We start from the raw sequence: 18,822 nt of genomic DNA, 5'->3' as shown, positions 1-18,822 counted from the left end.
TCGGCGGATTTCTTGGTCGAAACCAGTCGACACAGAGGCCCTGTTGCCACGTCAAGGACTCCGACGGGCCCGTAACTTACCGGCGTTGGTGCTTGGCGGAGTAGTCGGCCCGGCCGTCGCCCCGGCGGTCACACTCCGCGAGAGTGCCGTCGAGCAGGACGGGACGGCGCCGGCGCCCGCCCCGTCGGTGGTTATCGCCCCGCTCCTGCACGGTGCGGCACTGGCGGACGCACTCGCGGCCGTGGCGGCCGACTGGCGGCCCGGGCAGCTGGTGCCCCTGATCCTGCTCACGAGGTGAGGCATGACGCGCGCGCCATAATCGATCTATGGGAACTGTGGCGGCGTTGTACCGGTATCCGGTGAAGTCGATGCTGGGCGAGGCCGTGATCGCCGTGGCGGTCACGGACGGCGGGCTGTCCGGGGACCGGGCGTACGCCGTGCTCGACGGGACGGGCGCGGTGGGCAGCGCCAAACACCCAAGGAAGTGGGGGATGTTGCTGCGCTGCCGGAGTCGGATGGATGATTCCGGCGTGGTCCGGGTGGTGCTGCCCGACGGGACCGACCTGCCGGTCGAAGACCCTGACCTGCACGTGCGGATGTCAAAGCTGCTGGGCCGTCAGGTGTCCGTCTCGGCCGTCGTACCGGAGCACCCCAGACTGGAGCGCGCCGTGCCCGCGTACGAAGGCGGTGTCCCTGAGGCTGCACGGGAGTCGGCATCCGTCGATACCACGGGGGAGAACATCACGTCGGGCAGCGTCGCCCCGGGGACGTTCTTCGACTTCGGCAAGGTCCATCTCGTCACCACGGCGGCCCTGGACCGGATGCGCACCGTATATCCCGCCGGGGACTTCGACGCGCGCCGCTTCCGGCCGAACCTGGTCGTGAACACCCAAGGAGGGCCCGGCTTCCCGGAAGACGCCTGGGTGGGGTCCCGCTTGCGAGTGGGGGAGGCACTGTTCCGGGTTGTGGTGCCTACGCCTCGCTGCGTGATACCCACCCTCGGCCATGACGAACTGCCGCCCGACCCCGGCATCATGCGTGCGGTGGCTCGCGATCACCGCGTCCCGGTGTTCGACCTGGGCCGACTGTCGTGTCTGGGTGTGTACTTGGACGTTGTGGAAGCGGGAACGGTCCGAGTGGGCGACTCGATCACGTTGCAGGAGGCTTTGTGATCGCGTGCTGAGAACGTGAGTCCACGACTGCATCCAGTCGATCGGCCCACGGCCGGTGACAAGACCCGTGGGCACCCCAGAGCTCCGGTGCTTGCCGATTGGTGGGTGAGAAGCTGCTGGTCTCCCACGTTCTCTCCCGAGGCTTCGAAGGGACAGCCACATCCCTTGGAGAACGAACTCAGGCCTGTTCGCGGGCTGGCTGCTCAGCGGATGTCTTCAGCCACTCGTCCACCACGTCGTGGCACTCGTCCAAAGCCGGGTCACGGCTCCCGCCGCGAGCGTAGGCCGGAGACCGGTCCGCGCGCAGCGGCACGTGCGCGCAGTACCAGGCCCGCTTGGCGCCCGCCTGCTCCGCCGTTGTGCCCTTCCGCAGATAGTCGAGCAACGCCGTCACGACACGGCGGCGTCCGAACGCGTAAACCGCCGGCTCGACGAACCAGCGGCAGAAGCTGGGGTCTGGGTCGTACACGGCTGCAGCCATCAGTGGGGCGAAGAACTCTTCTGGCAGGGCGTCCTTTTCGAGCAGCGGTTCGCGTACCGCTCGGGCCAGGCGCCGCGCGAGTCGATCTTCCGATGCACCGACCGTGTTCCCGAGATCCATCATCCCCGCCACCTCGGTGACGCATCACAGGAACGTGCGTGCTGCTGCCTCGTCGTGCCCTTCTCCGACCATGGTTGCATTCTGCTCCAATCGTCGGTCCCAACAGCTTCTTTGCCCTCGCCTCCGCCATCGGCCTCTGTCATCGGCTGTCAGCGGGACGTTGACATCGTGCTCCCAGGACTTGAGACCGCGGTGCTACCGGTTGATGCTCTTCCGCGGTGATGAATCCCGAGTCCTCGCTCGGTCTTCCAATGGCGCCTGCGTCTTCCTCGCGACGTCGGAGGAACGGGACCGGATGCGCGATCGGCACGTCCACTGGCTTTCCGGTCATCCCTCGGGTCGCTGACCGGCTCGGATCTCCGCCCCGCTCAGAATCGTCTCCACCGCGAGTACCGGGTTGAGAGGCTCCACGAGCTCTTTGGTGGCGACGGCCACGAGACGCGCGGGTGCATCACCGTCCAGCAATGCGCTCACGTATTCGATGGCCTCCGCAGGCGAGAGCACAGGCAGCCTCTGGCGCAGCGTCCGCACAGCGTGCATGCGGCCGCGGGTTGCGGCGACTCCGCACAGTGCGTCGTGTAGACCGTCCACTGCGGTGCGCACCGGCAGCTCACGTATGCGGGCTCGATAGTCGGCCTCCCACCCCCCGGTTACCGCGGAGACGACGCCGATCCGGTGCAGTCCGCCGTCGACACGGTCGATCAGGTACGGCCCGTTGCCGGCCGGCGTGAACGCCGGGTTCCGAGTACGTACGAACTCCTCGGAGGTCCAGGAGACGATCCACGCCAGCGCGTGCTCCTCGACGTCGACCACAGCCATCCGCATCGCGTCCACACCCGCAGCCCGCCACTGCTGGTAGTCGCGCTCCAGCTGTTCCTCGACAGCCCGAACGGCGGCCTCTCGCTCGATCACACATGCAGCATCCCGTACGGACTCCTCTCTCGGTCGGCGATTTCGCACGGCCCAGGGCCACGTGCGAGGGGTCTGAGGGACCTTCTTGTCCAGGAGGCTGATCGCGTTATGTGTATCTCCTCGGGTGACGCTGGGGGATGGGGCAAACCCGCGGGCTCTGGTTCCCCACCCTTCGGGTGGCGTCGGCGGTGTGTCGGGACAGTGGGGCTGGTCGCCGACGTGTCGAGAGAGCCCGCTCGCACCTGCCCACCCGGCGGCTCCGCACCCAGTGCGGCGAGCAGTTGACCACCACGGTCCCAAGCGGCTGTTCTGCTCGCCCGAGTGCCGCACTGTCTGCCGTGAGTCCAACACTGAGACCCGGAGCTGTGCCATCTGCGAACAGCCGTTCCAGGCCAACAAGAAGCTCCGGAAGATCTACCGCTCGGCTGTCTGCTGCCGGGAGGCCGAACACCGCCGCGACCGGACCCAGGACGAGGAACGGTCCCGTCGCCTGGTCAGGCACCACCGCTTGCGCTGCAGGCCCCGATCGAACTGCCCCGCAGCCGGTCCGCCAGATCCGGCATCGGGCCGCCCAGGTCTGCGCCCACTGGAGCCGACTGTGACCCGCAACTGCCCCCACTGCCAGCAGCCCGTCACGATCGTCGCGATTCTGGCCACGCCCGAAGCCGCCTGGCCGACCATGCCCCACACCGCGCCGACATCGTCCCGCTGCCTCGGACTCCCTGACCGGGCGCCGACGGCGCGGCTGGCATTCTCGCAGGCCCGCAGCTCCAAGTGGAGGTGACGGTCCGAGGTTGGGTGCCACAACGGAGTTCGGGAAAGGCCGACCGTCGCGAACGCTTGGGCGCCTGTGAGCCGGCCCCCGCGGAAGCACGCCACCTGAGGAGTGCCCTGCACGGCGCCCTCGGGCGGAGACCAGGCACCGATCATCCTCCCCAGCCTGCCCTCAAAGTGATCACCAAGCTCCGGCACCAGGCTCTCCCGTCTGACCTCCGAGCACGTCAGGCCCGGCGATGACCAATGATCCCCGGACAGTAACGATGGCAACGGGATCGGAGCGAGCCAGGTCGAACATCGTGCACCACCTCGGCTGACCCTCACCGATCACCAGGGCCCGGTGGCCTTCGGTCGCCGGGCCCCCAACCTCATGCCGGGCGCTCCCCACTGCTCCCCGCACCGTTGAACGCCGAACGAACTGGGGTGGGCGGCGTCCCTGGTTGTTCTCTCAGCCAGCCTCATCAGCAGGTCGTCAAGGCTCGCCGACGGTTTGTTGACGGTCAGAGAGAACGTCCCCGACCTCTGCCAGCCTCAGGCCGAGGCTGCGGCGACGCAGAACTCGTTGCCCTCCGGGTCGGCCATCACAACGTGGTGCCCGTCGAACTCCTGCAGGACGGCCCCGCCCGCCTTCACCAGCCGCTCAGACTCCGCCTTGATCCGCGCCCACCGCTCACCGGCACTGCCGTGTCCCGGCACCCGAACGTCGATGTGAAGCCGGTTCTTCGCCGTCTTCGGTTCGGAGACCTTGAGGATGGAGAGGCGGGGGCCGGAGCCGTCGGGATCGCAGAGCCACGCCCCGTCGTCCTCGGAGTCGTCCTCCGGCAGGTCGAACTGCGCGAGCCACTCCTCGCGGGTTTTGAAGGGAGCAGGCGGCGGCTCGTCGACATAGCCCAGTGCCGTCTTCCAGAAATCGGCGAGGAGTTGTGCGTTCGCGCAATCGAGGGTCAGATCGATTTTGGCTGCCATGACAGGACCGTACTGCACACCTCTGACAGCTACCGCCGTCACCGGTGCTCGTGATCACCCGGAGAACGTCGACCGACCGTCGTGGACATGTAGACCATGAATCGTCGCAGTTCAGAGCAGGTCCACGAGCTTCTGCGGTCGGTAACGATCTCCAGGGCGGCGTCACCGAGGCGCCACCGGGCGCTGCTCATCGTGGCCACCCAGTTCCCGCCCGAAGCTTGACCAACTCGTCGTTACGATCCCGGGTCATACGGCCGACCTTCGCGGATATCCCGCACCCCCCACAGGAATCCCGGCGCGGCACCTTCATGCCGTCAACTCGCCGTGAATATTGGCCACTTGACCACGTCCGGTGAGCCGGACTCTTGCCGGAGCGCACGGGCCGGGAGCGCGACGCCCTCAGGAGCGTCGGTCTCGCGGCCGCCATGACTGCCGCGCTCATCGCCCGCGGCGTCCCCGACTCGACCGCGCACCTCGCGGGCGAACTGGGAGTCCTCGCGTTCAAGCGGGGCTACGCCCAATGGTCCGAAAGCGATCGAGATGACACGGAAGGGCTCGCGCCTCATGCAGTGGCAGCCCTGGAGGACCTGCGTGCGGCCACTGCGTCGCTGGGCTGACCGATGCCACTTGCCTGTTCGCCGACCGGGCACCGTCGACGCCACGGGTGCTGCGCCCGCTGCCGCGTCACATGGCTTGACCTGCTGTGAGAGGTTCGGGAACGCGCGCTGAGCCCGGTGCTGTTGCACGGCACGCTGTTGCCCGGCGGCTACTGGGAGCGGCGGTACTGGGTGGGTGTGACGCCGTCGGCACTGCGGAAGCGGCGACTGTAGTGGGACGCGTCGGCAAAGCCACAGCGGTGGGCGACGACGTTGACCGGCAGGAGCGGCCGCACCGTCAACAGGGAGCGTGCGGCGGTCAGTCGCGTGCCCAGGAGGGGCTCGGCCAGGGTCTCGGGCTGGGTGGACCAGCGCTGGAAGAGGTGTCTTACGGAGACGCCGAGCTCATCGGCGATCTCCTCGGCCGTGAGCTCGGGGCGGGAGAGGTTCTTCCGCGTGAACATGGCGGCCCGGTCGGCCAGGTAGCCGTTCGTGGCGTCTCGTGAGGTGCGGTCGTCGGCGTGCGCAGCAGCGTTGAAGCCGAGGTTGGCTGTGATGGGTGCCAGGCCGGCGCGGTCGTGGGCGGCCAAGGTCGGGGCGGTGGTGCACAGGGTGGCGGTCGGTGAGGGCGGACTGCAACGCGTCGGCGCGGTCGCCGACCGGCAGCCGGCTCGTGTCGAGCAGGACGGACATGATGGGCACCGCCCTTCGCCGGTGATCAGTGATCAGTGATCAGTGATCAGTGATCAGTGATCAGTGATCAGTGATCAGTGATCCTGTGCATCCTGTGCTGACGAGTCGATGTTCCCATCCCGATCGGGCGAAGGAGCACCGCAGGTCGCGTCACGCCGCCAACGGTCCGCGCTGGGGGGTTATCCCCCGTTCCGATCCTGGGGTGCGTCGGATCGTGTCCCGGTGGGGGCGAAACTAGCGTTCGGCCATGACTTCGACTCTGCGAAAGTGCCTTGTCGTGGCACTCGGTGTCGGCACGTTGCTCGCCGCCGAGGTGGCCAACGCCGTCGCCCAGCCGGCCGGTTCCTCTCCCATGGAGCAGTTACGCCAGGACACCGGGGCGATCCACGCCCTCGGTGTCAGCGGTGTGCAGGCCCGCGTGGTCGCGCCTGACGGAAGGCAGTCGGTCGCCACCAGCGGCACCGCAGACCTGACCACCGGCAGCACGGTCTCTTCCGTCGGCTACTTCCGCATGGCCAGCACGGCCAAGACACTGGTCGCCACCGTGGTCCTCCAACTGGAGGCCGAGGACAGGCTGTCCCTGGACGACGCGGTCGGCCAATGGCTGCCAGGAGTGGTGCACGGCGATGGCAACGACGGCAGCCGGATCACCATCCGTCAACTGCTCCAGCACACCAGCGGCATCCACGACGACCTGCCCGGATACACCACTCCGGAGGAGTACTACCAACAGCGCTACGACGTCTACACCCCCGAGCAGTTGGTTGCCCGCGCCATGGCTCACCCGCCGGACTTCCCGCCCGGCGAGGGCTGGGGGTACTCCAACACCGGCTACATCCTGCTTGGCATGATCATCCAGAAGGCCACGGGTCAACCCGCCCACCAGGAGATCGAAGACCGCATCCTCCGCCCCCTCGGCCTCAACCAGACCCGGTGGGGCGGCGCCTCGGCCACCCTGCCCCGGCCGCGTGCCAAGGCATACCAGCTCTTCGGCCCCGATTCCGTCGTGGATGTCACCGAGCAGATACCGGTGGAGCACGAGGGCCTTTCGTTTGTCACGACCACGCGGGACCAGAACCGTTTCCTCCGCGCGCTGCTCGCGGGCCGCCTGCTCCCGACGCGGCAGCTGGCCGAGATGAAGCAGACCGTCCCCGTGAGCGGGGAGGTCCAACAGCTCTGGCCCGGCGGCCGATACGGGCTCGGCCTGGTCGAACGGCCCCTGAGCTGTGGAGGTACCTACTGGAGCCACGAGGGCGGAGACGGCGGCTTCATCACTCTCAATGGCGTCACCGACGACGGCAGGCGAAGCGCCGTGGTCTCCATGTCCGAGGCGCGCGGCGACACCCTGGAGCACATCCTCGAACAAGAGAACGCGGCCAGCGCCCTGATCGACCACGCACTGTGCACGGAGGGCCCCAATACCCCGTGAGCGGGGGCGTCGTCACGGTGGCCGGTGAGCTCGGCGCTCGCCGGGTGCAGCGGATCGGTGTTGCGCACCCCTCGCACCCATGGCCCGTTTGGGGATCACCTCGGCGATATCCCCGCTCGCCGGCGTGGAGTGCGGTCCCACGGCCCGGGCCGTCGTCACCGCAGAGCTCGGCCAGGGCAGCCGCATCACCTTTCGTCCAGGACGAGGCCGGCACCTGGCGCACCCGCAACCGCGCAGGATCTCTGTTCGATCCGGCCGAAGTGGACTGCCGGCCGGGGAAGTCCTGTGCCTCGCCGATCTGCTCGCTCTCCTCAGCCCGGGTGGCCTGTACATCGTGGACGACCTGCTGCCGCGGGCCACGTGGGCGGCCGACCACCCGGAACGCGTCAACGACTTCCTCGCACACCTGCCCGATGCGCCCAACCTCCTTACCGCGCCGCTCAGATGGGCCTCCGGACGGGCCTAGGGGTTGATGCTCGAAGCCCGGCTCTGACGCACTATCGTGTACGACATGTCCGCCTCTGAGCTGATCCGCATCGTCTCCCGTGACTCGCCCATGGCCCTGGCCCAGGTGGAGCGCGTCCGCGCCGAACTCGGCGCGCTCCACCCCGGTATCCAGACCGTGGTGATCCCGGTCAAGACCACCGGTGACAAATGGATGGGAGATCTCTCCAAGGTCGAGGGCAAGGGGGCGTTCACCAAGGAGGTCGACGCCGCACTCGTCGCCGGGGAGGCGGACGTCGCAGTGCACTGTGTCAAGGATGTGCCCGCGGACAGGCCACTGCCGGCCGGCACGACCTTCGCTGCCTACCTCAAGCGCGACGACATCCGGGACGCCCTCGTCCACCCCGGCGGCCTGCACCTCGACGAGCTCCCCGCGGGATCCCGGATCGGCACCTCCTCGGTGCGCAGGGTCGCGCAACTCGCCGCCTCCCACCCGCACCTGGAATGCGTGCCGTTCCGCGGCAACGCCAACCGCCGCCTGGACAAACTCGCCGCGGGTGACGTCGACGCCTTGCTGCTGGCCGTCTCCGGCCTGGAGCGGATCGGCCGACCCGACGTCATCACCGAAGTCCTGTCCACCGAAGCGATGATCCCACCCATCGGGGCCGGCATCCTGGCACTTCAGTGCCGTGAAACCGACACCCCCACCATCGACATCGTCAGCGCCTTGAACGATTCCGACACGTACCGGGAAGCCACCGCGGAACGAATGTTCCTGCACGTCCTCCAAGGCCATTGCAACAGCCCGATCGCCGGATACGCCAAGGCCTCCCGGGGCGATCTGTCGCTGCGCGCCTGCGTGTTCAGCCCGGACGGGAAGACCGTCCTGAACGCCCACGAATGGGCCGGACGGCTCAACCCCTCAGACCTCGGCGCTTCGGTCGCACTGGCACTGCTGCGGCAGGGCGCCCGCGAACTGATCGACAGCATCGCCCACTGACCGACGGGTGCTGTCCAGTCCACTGCCGCATAGGTTCGCCGGGTCGGTGGTCACGGCGGTCGGACGTGGGGTGACGTCCGATCCGACCGCTCGAGGCGCGCTGGCTCAGCCTGTCCGTGTGCGCGGACCGACCGACCAGGAGGGGCAGCGGCTGCAGCGGATCGAGCGGTTGCTGGCCCTCCGCGACTGCCGGCGGCGGCCTCCACCACGTGGTCCGAGCCGTCGCCCACATGCGCGACCTCGCCTTGGCCTCGTGATCAGATCACCCGAGGCCCGGACCCCGAGCTGCGAATCACGGGCTCCTGCACCAGGCTTCAAGCGGCCGGGGAGGCGAGGTCGGGAAGAGGGCGTCGGGCGACCTCGTGGGCTTCGTCCGGCGGGACGCCCAGCATGCGCAGGACCATCTCGGCGAGGTTCGCCGCCGCCTCGTCCCCGTCCTGATCGGGGCGCGCGAACCGCAGCTCGACCAGGGCCAGGAGGGTTCCGCCCAGCGCCGTGAGGGCGACCGCCGGATCGACGGCGGTGAAGCGGCCGGAGGCGATGCCGGCCTGGAGGTCCCGCAGCGCCCGGGCGGCCAGGCCGTTGTCGGAGTGGATGTGGGACAGGCCGCAGTGGCGCAGGACCTGCATCAGTTCCGGGTGGGACGTGGTCAGCCGGGCGCTGAGGCGGAAACCGGCCGCGACGAGCTCGGCCGGGTCGCCGATCCCGGTCAGGCTCTCGTCGAAGGTCCTGCCGAACTCCTCCAGGGCGTCGACCGCTGCCGCGTCGAACAGCTCCGTCTTGGACTGGAAGTGGTTGTAGAAGGAGCCGAAGCCGACATCGGCGCGCTCGGCGATCACCTGGATGCTGGCGCTGGTGTCCCCGGTCTCGGCAAGGATCTGCCGGGCCGCGTGGACGAGGGCGCCGCGGGTCTTGGCGCGGCGTCGATCGAACCGGTTGCCGGGCGGGGCTGACGTAGGCATGCGCAGATTCTAACCGCCGTGGCGATGATTGTCGCAGTCCTGATGAAATCATCATTTCCCGTCCTGAACATATTGACGACGGGACTCTCATAGTTGATGATTTCATCACTACGGCGATGCTGCTGGGAGGGCACCATGTCTGAAACCCGCCTCAACGGGGCCGACGCGAAGACGGCCCATCAAGATCTCCACAGTGAGCAGGGTGCCCAGCGCGGTGAGCATCCGGGACGCTCCCGGAATCCCGTGATCAAGGTGGCGGATCTGGCCTGGCTGGAATTCGAGAAGCCGGACCTGGAGCGGGCGGAAGTCTTCGCCCGCGACTTCGGCTTCCAGACCGCCGCACGCACCGAGCGCGAACTGTGGCTGCGGGGCACCTTCTCCGGATCGCCCTGCATGGTGATCCGGCGCGGCCGCACGTCCCGCTTCATAGGTCCCGCCTTCCGCGCGGCGGAACGGGGCGACCTTGACCGTCTGGCGCGCGCCACCGGTGGCGACGTGCGCGGTGCGGACGTGCCAGGCGGCGGCACGGTGGTCGACCTGCTCGACCCCTCCGGCTTTCCGGTACGGGTCGTGCACTGCGCGGAACCGCTCCCCGAACTGCCGGGGCAGCAGCCGCAGATCCTCAATTTCGGCACCGAGCGGCGTCGCACCGACGCAACCCAGCGCCCACCGCGGGAGCCGTCCCGGATCCAGCGCCTGGGCCACGTGGTGCTGGAGACGCGGGTGTTCGCGCGGGCCCTGGACTGGTACCTCGACACCCTCGGCATGATCGTGTCGGACTTCCTGTTCCTGGACGGGCAGCGCGGGCGCGGCCCGACGATGGCGTTCATCCGCTGCGACCAGGGCGGTCTGGCCGTCGACCACCACACCCTGGCCATGCACCTCGGCCCCGCCAACGGCTACGTCCACTCCGCCTACCAGGTCACCGACCTGGACTCGATCGCGGCAGGCGGCGAATACCTGGGCGAGCGCGGCTACAAGCGCAGTTGGGGCATCGGCCGGCACATCCAGGGCAGCCAACTGTTCGACTACTGGCGCGACCCCGACCATTTCATGTTGGAGCACTTCGCCGACGGCGACCTGTTCTCCCGCGACCTCGAACCGGGCTGGGCGCCGATGTCGACCAGCGGACTGGCCCAGTGGGGGCCGCCCGCCACCCGCGACTTCCTCGGCGCGAGCCCCTCCCCGCAACGGATCCGCGATGTCATCCAGGCCCTGCGCGGCGACAACGAGATGGACCCCGCCCGTCTGCTCGGCCTGATGAAGGCCGCCAACTCCTGACCCGCACCCTCACAAAGGCACCGACATGAGCACCAACATCCTGCGCACCGCCGACGGCTGGTGGGTGGTGCGCGACGAGCACGCCGTCCTCATCGACACCAAGGCCGTCACCACCGCCGACCTGATCGCCGACCGTCAGGCCGTCCGTGAGGCCGCCGAGAGCACCGCGGCGGGCACACCCGTCGCGGACCTGGCCGCCCTCTCCCCGGTCACCACCCCCTGCCGGGTCGTCGCCCAGATGGTCAACTACCGCAGCCACGCACGCGACTCCGGCTTCACCGGCGACATCCCGCCCACCTTCTTCCGCAAGGCGTCCGGCTCGGTGAGCGGCCCGGGCGATGCCATCGTCCGCCCCCAGCACGTGCGGTTCCTCGACTACGAGGTGGAACTCGGCCTGGTCATGGCCACGCCACTGCCTGTCGGCACCGTCGTCCAAGAGGGCGACCTTCCCTCGTACGTCGCCGGCCTCGTCATCACCAACGACGTCAGCGCGCGTGACGTGCAGCTCACCAAGACGCAGTTCTACGAGAGCAAGTCGTACCCGACGTTCACCCCCACCGGCCCCCACCTGACTCTGCTGGACGAGGAGGACTTCGCCCACCTCCTCGGCCTGCGGCTGAAGTTGAGCGTCAACGGGGACCTCCGCCAGGACCGCACCCTCACCGACATGATCGTGCGGCCGGCCGAGGCGCTGACACTGCTCGCCCGGTTCCAGACCCTCGACGCCGGAGACCTCCTGCTGACCGGCACCCCCGGCGGCACGGCGCTCAAGGCCCCGCCGAAGGCCATCGAGAAGATCGGCGCTCTCCTGCCGCCCGCAGTGAAATGGAGGGCGTTCTTCAAGAGCCAGGCCCGCAATCCTCACTACCTGCACCCCGGCGACGTCGTGACCGCGACCATCGCCACCCCGGACGGGCGCATCGACCTCGGCGAGCAGCGCAATTCCGTGACCGACGCGAAGTGACGGACGCGAAGTGACGGACGCGAAGTGACGGACGCGAAGTGACCGACATGTACTGAACCCGAAACGAGCCGCACATGACCGTCGAACACACCCCGGCCGACATACCCGTGGTGATCATCGGTGCCGGGCCGGTGGGAGTGACCGCCGCCCTCCTCCTGGCCCGGCGCGGAGTCCGCACCGTCGTCCTGGAACGCCACCACGCCCCCTACCCGCTGCCACGCGCCGTAGCAGCCGACGACGAGGTCCACCGGATCCTCCAAGCCGCCGGTGTCGGTGAGGAGTTCACCGCGATCAGCCGCCCGGCGCGCGGACTGCGACTGCTGGACGCCCGGCACCGCGTGATGGCTGAGTTCCCGCGCGCGGCGCTCGGCCACCACGGATACCCGCAGACCAGCATGTTCGACCAGCCCGAGCTGGAGCGGTTGCTGCGCGACGCCCTCACCCTGCGCCCGGAGTGCGAACTGCGCAGCGGCGCGGAAGTGACCGGCATCCGCCCGCACGGCGCGGGCCCCGTCCGCGTGACCTACCGCGACGAGCACGGCGAGCACCAGTTGCGGGCGGAGGCCGTCCTGGGTTGCGACGGTGCGAACAGCATCACCCGCACCGCCATCGGCGCCGCCTGGGAAGACCTGCGCTTCGAAGAACGCTGGACCGTCCTCGACATCCGCACCGATGCCGACGTCCGCTGCTGGGAGGGAGTCGAGCAGATCTGCGACCCCAGCCGGCCGGCCACCTTCATGCGCGTCGGCGAGGACCGCTACCGCTGGGAGTTCCGCCTCAAAGACCGCCACGAGACAGTCCGTGAACTCCTCGCCCCATGGCTGCCGCCCTCGCACGCAGGAGACTTCGAGGTCGTCCGAGAGAGGCAGTACACCTTCCGGGCGCTCGTCGCCGACCGGTGGCACAGCGGACGCGTCTTCCTCCTGGGCGACGCCGCCCACCTGACACCGCCCTTCGTCGGACAGGGGCTGTGCTCGGGGCTGCGCGACGCCTACAACCTCACCTGGAAACTGGCCCGAGTCCTCGGACAAGGCGCCGACGAACGGCTGCTGGACACCTACGAGAGCGAACGCAGACCGCACGCCCGGCACATGATCCGCCTCGCGGTCGCCATGGGCTGGGCCATGACCGGCGGCCAGGACGGCGCCGCGGCACTCCGCCGTAGACTCCTGGCCGCGGCCTGCCGTATACCCGGCCTGACCGCAGCGGCCGGCCGCGACCTCAGCCCCGCCCTGGCCACCGGGCCGCTCGTACGACGCCGGATGCGGCGGGGCCGGCGCGGCCTCGCGGGCACCCACTGCCCGCAGCCCTGGACCGGCACGGTACCGGTACCGGCAGAGCCCGTCTCGACGACCTGCTCGGCGACTCCTTCACCATCCTGACCGCCAATGCCCCCACCCCCTCGCTGAACGCCCTCGCCCACAGCCTCGGCGCCCGCCCGATCCGCGTGACCGAACTGGGTGACGACGGCACCCTCGCCGCCTGGCTGCGCGCCGGCCGGGCGGACGCCGTCCTCCTGCGCCCCGACCGCGTCGTCCTGGACGTCATCCCCACAGGATGCGATTCCTTCACCGACACCGCCGCCTGGGCATTCCTCCTGCACACCACGCGCAGCCCCCGCCTCCGTCCCCACCCACGGACTGCCCGCAAGAGCCCGCTGAGGAGCGCCACCGGATGACCACCAGCCCCGACCCGGTCCCCTTCACGACACCCGACCCGAAGGACGTCGCCGACAGCCGCATCGCCGACTTCGCCCGCCACGCAGGACTGGACGGCACCGACTACGCCGCCCTGCACCACTGGTCGGTCACCGACCTCGAAGGCTTCTGGCGTGCCGTGTGGGAGTACTTCGACATCGACGCCGACACCCCCTACGAGCAGGTCCTCGCCGAAGACACCATGCCCGGCGCCCGCTGGTTCACCGGAGCCACCCTCAACTACACCCACCACGCCCTGCGCAATCTCCCCGACGACCAGAGCGCCGTCATCGCCTTGGACGAGACCTGCGCCGCCTACGAGCTGACCGGCAGCCAGCTGCGCGTGCAGGTCGCTTCCGTCGCCGCCACCCTGCGCGACCTGGGAGTCCGCCGCGGCGACCGCGTCGTCGGCTACCTGCCCAACACCCCGCACGCCATCGTCGCGTTCCTGGCCGCCGCGAGCCTGGGCGCCGTCTGGTCGGTGTGCGGGCAGGACTACGCCCCCACAGCGGCCGCCGACCGGTTCGCCCAGCTGGAGCCGACCGTTCTGGTCGCAACCGACGGCTACCTCTTCAACGGCACCACACACGACCGGCGCGCCGCCGCCCTCGAACTGGCCGGCGCCCTGCCCACACTGAAGGCCACCCTGCTCGTGGACCACGTCGGCCTGCCCTGGCCGTCCCACGACCATCCCTCGCTCGTCGTCCCGTGGGAGGACGCCTCCACCCGATCGGAAGAACTCACCTGCGCCCCCGTACCGTTCGACCACCCCCTGTGGGTCGTCTTCTCCTCCGGTACCACGGGCCTGCCCAAGGGCATCGTGCACGGCCACGGCGGCGTCCTGCTGGAACATCTCAAAACCCTGGGTCTGCACTCCGACCTCGGTCCCGGCGACCGTCTCCTGTGGTACACCACCACCCACTGGATGATGTGGAACCTGATCGCCTCCACCCTCCTTACGGGAGCCACGACCTGTACGTACGACGGCAGCCCAGCACCGCTCGCGCAACCCGACATCCTGTGGAAACTGGCCTCCCGCCACCGGGTCACCGTGTTCGGCACCAGCCCCCAATACCTGCTGGGCATGGCCAAGTTCGGCATCAATCCTGCCGTCCATGACCTGTCGTCCGTCCGCCTGGTCGGCTGCACCGGCTCCGCCCTGCCCGCCTCTGCCCACCCCTGGGTCCGCGACCACGTCGGCGAGGGAGTCCTGCTCGCCTCCACCAGCGGCGGCACCGACATCGTCTCCGGCTTCGCCGGCAGCGCACCCAACACCCCCATCTGGGCCGGAGAACTCTCAGCACCCAACCTCGGCGTGGCGCTGGCCGCCTACGACACCGCGGGGCTCCCCGTCACCGACCAGGTCGGCGAACTCGTCGTGACCCGCCCCATGCCGTCGATGCCGCTGTACTTCTGGAACGACCCCGACGGCACCCGCTACCACGACGCCTACTTCACCGCCTACCCCGGCATCTGGCGCCACGGTGACTGGATCACACGAACCCGACACGGCTCGGTCATCGTCCACGGCCGATCCGACTCCACCCTCAACCGCAATGGCGTCCGTCTGGGCAGCGCCGACATCCACGACATCGTCGAACGCCTCCCCGAGATCACCGAAGCCCTCGTCATCGGCGCGGAAGAGCCCGACGGAGGCCATTGGATGCCGCTGTTCGTGACACTGACCGCCGGAGCCGTCCTGGACGACGACCTGCGCACCCAGATCAAGGACGCGATCCGCAGCGGCGTCTCACCCCGCCACGTCCCCGACGAGATCCTCGAAGTGCCGGGCATCCCGCACACCCGCACCGGCAAGAAGCTGGAAGTCCCCGTCAAACGACTCCTCCAGGGCGCCCAGGTCGAAGCGGTCGTCAACCCGGCCGCGGTGGACGCGCCCGACCTCATCGACTACTACGCCCGCCTGGGCACCGAACGCCGAGCCCGCAACCAGACTCCCGATGCTGTATGAGCTGAGCGCTGCTGACCTTCGGCGTCACCGCGCAGATGTGGGAGTGGTGGTTCGGCTGGCACAACACGGAGAGCGCCCGCTACGAACTGTGGTTCCCGACTACAAACTGTGGTTCCCGACGCCCACCAGTACGCGGCGCCGGGGGAGGACCGCAGCGCGGACCGGACCCTGACCGACCGGCAGCGTCGGTGACTTGACCTTGCGGCTTGACCTTGCGGGTGCTGATCCACACCCTGGTTCTTCGTCGTGATGTCACTCGGTACGGCGGGGCCCACGCAGTGCGTCGGTCGCCGCCCGCGATTCGGATCCCGCGGCGGACATGGGCGGAAGACCCGCGCCAAGTCCCGGCAGCAGCACGGGTTCCAGCCGGATCCGGTCCCGGCGCGCGAGGCACCGTTCCAACTCCGGCGGCCGGTAGTGCGTGTCCGTGTCGTAGCGCTCCTTGGCCGGTACGGCCAGGAATTCGTTGCCGTCGAGCACGCCCTCGTCGTTCGCGGCCCTGCCGATGGGCCGGTACAGAGGCCTGGCCATTCGGAACAGCGCCGTCCGTGAGGCGTGCAGGTCCCCCGAACTGTCCGGTTGTACGCGGAAGTCGATGCCCTCCGGCGGCGTCGTCGCGCTCGGCCCGGCTTCGGTGAGCACGTCGGAGTCGAACCGCAGACCGAACCTACGGGCCTGATCCACCATCCACAGCAGCGGGATGTCGGACAGTCCGGCCTCCTTGTAGCCGCCGCCGACATCGCAGTGCACCCCGGCGAACCAGACCTGCTTCAGTTCCTGGCCCTGCTCCGCGGCGCCGGGCTGCTGGTGCCACAGAGTCGGCCGGAAGGACGAGCGCTGCTCGTCGATGGCCAGTGCGTGGAAGGCACCCTTGACGTAGCGACTCAGGTCGGTGTCGTGGAACGCCCAGCGGTGGTTGAACCAGGTCACCGCCGGCCGGAGCCAAGCGGCGTCCGGGACCGGGATGCCCAGGGCGCCGACCGTGTCCCACACCCCGATGAAGTGGATCTCCGTCTCGCGCGCGTAGGTGCGCCGGAACAACGTGGAGGCCGTGCCGCTCGGCCGTTCGATCCGGTCGCGGTACAGGGCCCAGGCCTGCCGGATCCGGTCGGCCTGATCGCGGCGCAGGATCCCGCTGTTGCGTACCAGCCCCGCCAGGCTGCGCGCGGTGAACGCGCCCCGGCTGAAACCGAAGAAGAACAGCTCGTCACCGGGCTCGTACGTATCGACGAGGAACCGGTAGGCGTCGAGGATGTTCGGGGACAGGCCCACGCCGAACGCGCCGCCGCTGAGGCGCTCCCACCGATTGGTGCCGACGCCACTGTGGTAGTAGACGCGCTGTTCTCTCCCGTCCACGGAACCCGGGAGCACGGACAGGGCGACCTTGGCGACATTCGTTCTGCTCGGCTGATCGGCGAAGTTCCATGTGCCGTCGCAGCAGATGACCAGGCGCTTGGACATACGATCCCTCCTCGCGAGAACTCGGAGCGGGAGCCGTGCTCAGCACCACTTCCATGCTTGCACCAGTCGCCGGGCCGTGCCATGCGACGACTGGCGGCGGGAACCGGCGCCGGGGAACCGGTCGCGGACCAGGTGGCAGGAGATCACTGTCGAAGCGCACGGTCCGCGCTGCGCCGTGCAGAGGTCCGCGTGTCCGGCGCGGTGCGGAGCGGGCCAGAGCTGCGCTGGTCCGGAGCTGCGCTGGTCCGGAGCAGGCCATGCAGCCGGTGCAGGCGTCCGACGGCGTCGGTGTCCGGGTCGTCGATCAGATCCGCGATCTCGCGCAGTCCGAAGCCCAGCCGCCGGTAGGCAAGCATTCCCATGGCGGCTCCACGTCACCCGCCGAGCAGGCCCGGTATCCGGCCGAGGCGTGGACGACCCTACGGGGCCGATCTCGCCGTAGTGATGCGGCGCGCGCACCCTCACGTCGGCCGACTCGGTCACGCGTCCCACGGTCAGGTGCCTCTCCGACAGCGTGGTGACAGTTCTCTGCTGGGAAGACCACCGAGCGGCGCAAGCGGCTCATCGACGAGGAAGCTCGTCGATGAGCCTGCCAGGACGATGAGCAGGCCAAGGGGAGGACGCTCGGATCGACGGACCGCCGGCACCGTTCCTGGTCAGTCGTCGATCGCCTGGTAGACCGCGGTCCAGAGGTCGTTCCACATCGGAAGCATCTGGTCTCCGGCGTGCGCCCGCTGCATGACGAAGATCGCCGTCATGTCCTCGGCGGGATCGTTGTACCAGGCCGTGCCGTACAGGCCCGGCCATCCGTAGCTCCCGGTCGAGGGGCCCAGTTGCGTACGGCGGGTGCGTACGGACATCCCGAACCCCCAGCCCATGGTGTCGAAGTATCCCGGCCAGAATCCGGAGACCGCCTTCTGTGCCGGGGTCAGGTGGTCGCTCGTCATCAGCGTCACCGACGGCCGCGAGAGCACCCGCTCGCCGTGACGGACGCCGCCCGCGAGCAGCGCCGAGGCGAAGGCGAGGTAGTCCTGGGCGGTCGAGACGAGCCCGCCGCCACCTCCTTCGAAGACCGGTGGACGGATCCACCGCCCGTCGGGGCCGTCCTCGACGACCGGCTCACCGTCGGCTGCGTTTTCGCGCGCGTACGCCGTCGCCAGCCGGTCGGCGCTTTCGCTGCCCACGCTGAAGGCGGTGTCCTTCATGCCGAGCGGGTCGCAGATCCGCTCGCGCAAGGCATCGCCGAAGGACATGCCCGTCGCGCGGGCGATGAGCACGCCGGTCACGTCGGCTGCGGTCTCATACATCCAGCGCTCACCCGGGTGATGGACGAGTGGAAGCGTGCCGAGCCGGCGCATCCACTCGTCCGGCGGTTGCTCGCCGAGTGTGTCCAGCGCATCCGAGATCGGGACTGTTCCCGGCTCGGCCGGGACCATGCCGGTGCCGAGGGTGAAGGTCAGGAGATCCCGCAGGGTGATCGGGCGTTTCGCCGGAACGGTGTCCTCCAGTGGCCCGTCGGGATCGGCGAGCACCGTCATGTCCGCCAGCTCCGGAAGGAGGCCGTCGACCGGGTCGTCGAGGCGCAGGGTGCAGTCCTCGACGAGCGTCATGGCACACGCGGCGACGATCGGCTTCGTCATCGAGGCCATGCGGCAGATCGTGTCGACCGCCATCGGCGTGCCCGCGCCCGCGTCCTCGAACGCGAGCGCTCCCGTTGCCTCGACGTGCACCTGACCGTGACGTGCGAGGACGGCCACCATCCCGGGAACGAAACCGGAGTTGACGTGACGGTCGACCAACTCCCGTACCCGGAGCAGCCGTTTCGACGAGAAGCCACCCGTAGCCATCTGTCTCCTCCGCCGTCCCGGCCCGTTGGCAAGTTACACGTTGCGCTCCGA

The 18,822-nt window shown here is 69.2% G+C and carries 16 protein-coding genes and 3 pseudogenes; 10 read left to right on the top strand and 9 right to left on the bottom strand.

Going from position 1 to position 18,822, the window contains the following annotated elements; translation table 11 throughout:
• Positions 1 to 82: 82 nt before the first annotated feature.
• A pseudogene (locus ACFYW8_RS36925) lies at positions 83 to 160 on the bottom strand (IS5/IS1182 family transposase); the annotation flags it as partial.
• A gap of 166 nt (positions 161 to 326) precedes the next feature.
• On the opposite strand from ACFYW8_RS36925, the gene ACFYW8_RS36920 reads away from it, so the two are divergent.
• Positions 327 to 1,172: an MOSC domain-containing protein gene (locus tag ACFYW8_RS36920; RefSeq protein WP_389089121.1), complete on the top strand. Its 846-nt coding sequence runs from the start codon at positions 327 to 329 to the stop codon at positions 1,170 to 1,172.
• Between the two features lie 178 nt (positions 1,173 to 1,350).
• On the opposite strand, the gene ACFYW8_RS36915 is transcribed toward ACFYW8_RS36920, so the two are convergent.
• The 3 genes from ACFYW8_RS36915 to ACFYW8_RS36905 all read right to left on the bottom strand — a co-directional run bounded on the left by ACFYW8_RS36915 (position 1,351) and on the right by ACFYW8_RS36905 (position 4,428).
• On the bottom strand, positions 1,351 to 1,776 hold the full coding sequence (locus ACFYW8_RS36915) for a hypothetical protein (RefSeq protein WP_389089119.1): 426 nt from the start codon (positions 1,774 to 1,776) through the stop codon (positions 1,351 to 1,353).
• Between the two features lie 324 nt (positions 1,777 to 2,100).
• Positions 2,101 to 2,685, bottom strand: coding sequence for a YrhB domain-containing protein (locus tag ACFYW8_RS36910; protein WP_389089116.1), 585 nt, complete (start codon positions 2,683 to 2,685; stop codon positions 2,101 to 2,103).
• Positions 2,686 to 3,993: 1,308 nt separating this feature from the next.
• Complete coding sequence (locus tag ACFYW8_RS36905; RefSeq protein WP_389089113.1) at positions 3,994 to 4,428, bottom strand: VOC family protein; 435 nt, start codon at positions 4,426 to 4,428, stop codon at positions 3,994 to 3,996.
• 383 nt (positions 4,429 to 4,811) lie between these two features.
• Between ACFYW8_RS36905 and ACFYW8_RS36900 the strand changes: the two are divergent.
• Positions 4,812 to 5,045: pseudogene (locus tag ACFYW8_RS36900) on the top strand (TetR family transcriptional regulator); the annotation flags it as partial.
• Between the two features lie 149 nt (positions 5,046 to 5,194).
• On the opposite strand, the gene ACFYW8_RS36895 reads toward ACFYW8_RS36900, so the two are convergent.
• Positions 5,195 to 5,614, bottom strand: coding sequence for a helix-turn-helix transcriptional regulator (locus ACFYW8_RS36895; RefSeq protein ID WP_389089110.1), 420 nt, complete (start codon positions 5,612 to 5,614; stop codon positions 5,195 to 5,197).
• Between the two features lie 350 nt (positions 5,615 to 5,964).
• Here ACFYW8_RS36895 and ACFYW8_RS36890 point away from each other — a divergent pair, with 350 nt between their 5' ends.
• The 3 genes from ACFYW8_RS36890 to hemC all read left to right on the top strand — a co-directional run bounded on the left by ACFYW8_RS36890 (position 5,965) and on the right by hemC (position 8,590).
• Positions 5,965 to 7,146 (top strand): serine hydrolase domain-containing protein, encoded by a 1,182-nt coding sequence (locus tag ACFYW8_RS36890; RefSeq protein WP_389089107.1) that lies wholly within the window; start codon positions 5,965 to 5,967, stop codon positions 7,144 to 7,146.
• Between the two features lie 79 nt (positions 7,147 to 7,225).
• Positions 7,226 to 7,612 carry a hypothetical protein gene (locus ACFYW8_RS36885; protein ID WP_389089104.1) on the top strand — a complete coding sequence of 129 codons (387 nt, stop codon included), beginning with the start codon at positions 7,226 to 7,228 and terminating at the stop codon, positions 7,610 to 7,612.
• 45 nt (positions 7,613 to 7,657) lie between these two features.
• On the top strand, positions 7,658 to 8,590 hold the full coding sequence (gene hemC, locus ACFYW8_RS36880; protein WP_365874888.1) for a hydroxymethylbilane synthase: 933 nt from the start codon (positions 7,658 to 7,660) through the stop codon (positions 8,588 to 8,590).
• 314 nt (positions 8,591 to 8,904) lie between these two features.
• Here hemC and ACFYW8_RS36875 read toward each other — a convergent pair whose 3' ends face one another.
• Positions 8,905 to 9,552 carry a TetR/AcrR family transcriptional regulator gene (locus tag ACFYW8_RS36875; protein ID WP_389089100.1) on the bottom strand — a complete coding sequence of 216 codons (648 nt, stop codon included), beginning with the start codon at positions 9,550 to 9,552 and terminating at the stop codon, positions 8,905 to 8,907.
• Positions 9,553 to 9,687: 135 nt separating this feature from the next.
• Here ACFYW8_RS36875 and ACFYW8_RS36870 point away from each other — a divergent pair, with 135 nt between their 5' ends.
• From ACFYW8_RS36870 to ACFYW8_RS36850, 5 genes and pseudogenes are all read left to right on the top strand, one after another.
• A complete protein-coding gene (locus ACFYW8_RS36870) occupies positions 9,688 to 10,833 on the top strand; it encodes a VOC family protein (RefSeq protein ID WP_389089097.1) in 1,146 nt (381 codons plus the stop codon).
• 25 nt (positions 10,834 to 10,858) lie between these two features.
• Positions 10,859 to 11,797: a fumarylacetoacetate hydrolase family protein gene (locus ACFYW8_RS36865; protein ID WP_389089093.1), complete on the top strand. Its 939-nt coding sequence runs from the start codon at positions 10,859 to 10,861 to the stop codon at positions 11,795 to 11,797.
• Between the two features lie 74 nt (positions 11,798 to 11,871).
• A pseudogene (locus tag ACFYW8_RS36860) lies at positions 11,872 to 13,475 on the top strand (bifunctional 3-(3-hydroxy-phenyl)propionate/3-hydroxycinnamic acid hydroxylase).
• Entirely contained in the window at positions 13,472 to 15,463 is a 1,992-nt protein-coding gene (locus ACFYW8_RS36855) for an acetoacetate--CoA ligase (protein WP_389089089.1), read from the top strand. Before ACFYW8_RS36860 ends, ACFYW8_RS36855 begins: the two are co-directional and overlap by 4 nt.
• A gap of 8 nt (positions 15,464 to 15,471) precedes the next feature.
• Positions 15,472 to 15,660: a DAPG hydrolase family protein gene (locus ACFYW8_RS36850; RefSeq protein WP_389089133.1), complete on the top strand. Its 189-nt coding sequence runs from the start codon at positions 15,472 to 15,474 to the stop codon at positions 15,658 to 15,660.
• A 55-nt stretch (positions 15,661 to 15,715) separates the two neighbouring features.
• On the opposite strand, the gene ACFYW8_RS36845 is transcribed toward ACFYW8_RS36850, so the two are convergent.
• The 3 genes from ACFYW8_RS36845 to ACFYW8_RS36835 all read right to left on the bottom strand — a co-directional run bounded on the left by ACFYW8_RS36845 (position 15,716) and on the right by ACFYW8_RS36835 (position 18,771).
• Positions 15,716 to 16,924, bottom strand: a complete 1,209-nt coding sequence (locus ACFYW8_RS36845; protein ID WP_389089086.1) for a DUF2235 domain-containing protein — start codon at positions 16,922 to 16,924, stop codon at positions 15,716 to 15,718.
• 143 nt (positions 16,925 to 17,067) lie between these two features.
• Entirely contained in the window at positions 17,068 to 17,286 is a 219-nt protein-coding gene (locus ACFYW8_RS36840; RefSeq protein ID WP_389089082.1) for a hypothetical protein, read from the bottom strand.
• A 294-nt stretch (positions 17,287 to 17,580) separates the two neighbouring features.
• Positions 17,581 to 18,771 carry a serine hydrolase domain-containing protein gene (locus ACFYW8_RS36835; protein ID WP_389089079.1) on the bottom strand — a complete coding sequence of 397 codons (1,191 nt, stop codon included), beginning with the start codon at positions 18,769 to 18,771 and terminating at the stop codon, positions 17,581 to 17,583.
• Positions 18,772 to 18,822: the final 51 nt, after the last annotated feature.

The sequence above is a fragment of the Streptomyces sp. NPDC002742 genome (assembly GCF_042888885.1).
Classification (GTDB): domain Bacteria; phylum Actinomycetota; class Actinomycetes; order Streptomycetales; family Streptomycetaceae; genus Streptomyces.
The sequence above is the reverse complement of the archived record's forward strand: the minus strand, read 5'-3'. Positions and strand labels throughout refer to the sequence as shown.

Bases quoted from the DNA above. Each gene is read 5' to 3' on its own strand.
- ACFYW8_RS36920 (WP_389089121.1), top strand. From the start codon at position 327: ATGGGAACTGTGGCGGCGTTGTACCGGTATCCGGTGAAGTCGATGCTG.
- ACFYW8_RS36915 (WP_389089119.1), bottom strand. From the start codon at position 1,776: ATGATGGATCTCGGGAACACGGTCGGTGCATCGGAAGATCGACTCGCG.
- ACFYW8_RS36905 (WP_389089113.1), bottom strand. From the start codon at position 4,428: ATGGCAGCCAAAATCGATCTGACCCTCGATTGCGCGAACGCACAACTC.
- ACFYW8_RS36890 (WP_389089107.1), top strand. From the start codon at position 5,965: ATGACTTCGACTCTGCGAAAGTGCCTTGTCGTGGCACTCGGTGTCGGC.
- ACFYW8_RS36885 (WP_389089104.1), top strand. From the start codon at position 7,226: ATGGCCCGTTTGGGGATCACCTCGGCGATATCCCCGCTCGCCGGCGTG.
- hemC (WP_365874888.1), top strand. From the start codon at position 7,658: ATGTCCGCCTCTGAGCTGATCCGCATCGTCTCCCGTGACTCGCCCATG.
- ACFYW8_RS36875 (WP_389089100.1), bottom strand. From the start codon at position 9,552: ATGCCTACGTCAGCCCCGCCCGGCAACCGGTTCGATCGACGCCGCGCC.
- ACFYW8_RS36870 (WP_389089097.1), top strand. From the start codon at position 9,688: ATGTCTGAAACCCGCCTCAACGGGGCCGACGCGAAGACGGCCCATCAA.
- ACFYW8_RS36865 (WP_389089093.1), top strand. From the start codon at position 10,859: ATGAGCACCAACATCCTGCGCACCGCCGACGGCTGGTGGGTGGTGCGC.
- ACFYW8_RS36855 (WP_389089089.1), top strand. From the start codon at position 13,472: ATGACCACCAGCCCCGACCCGGTCCCCTTCACGACACCCGACCCGAAG.
- ACFYW8_RS36845 (WP_389089086.1), bottom strand. From the start codon at position 16,924: ATGTCCAAGCGCCTGGTCATCTGCTGCGACGGCACATGGAACTTCGCC.
- ACFYW8_RS36840 (WP_389089082.1), bottom strand. From the start codon at position 17,286: ATGGGAATGCTTGCCTACCGGCGGCTGGGCTTCGGACTGCGCGAGATC.
- ACFYW8_RS36835 (WP_389089079.1), bottom strand. From the start codon at position 18,771: ATGGCTACGGGTGGCTTCTCGTCGAAACGGCTGCTCCGGGTACGGGAG.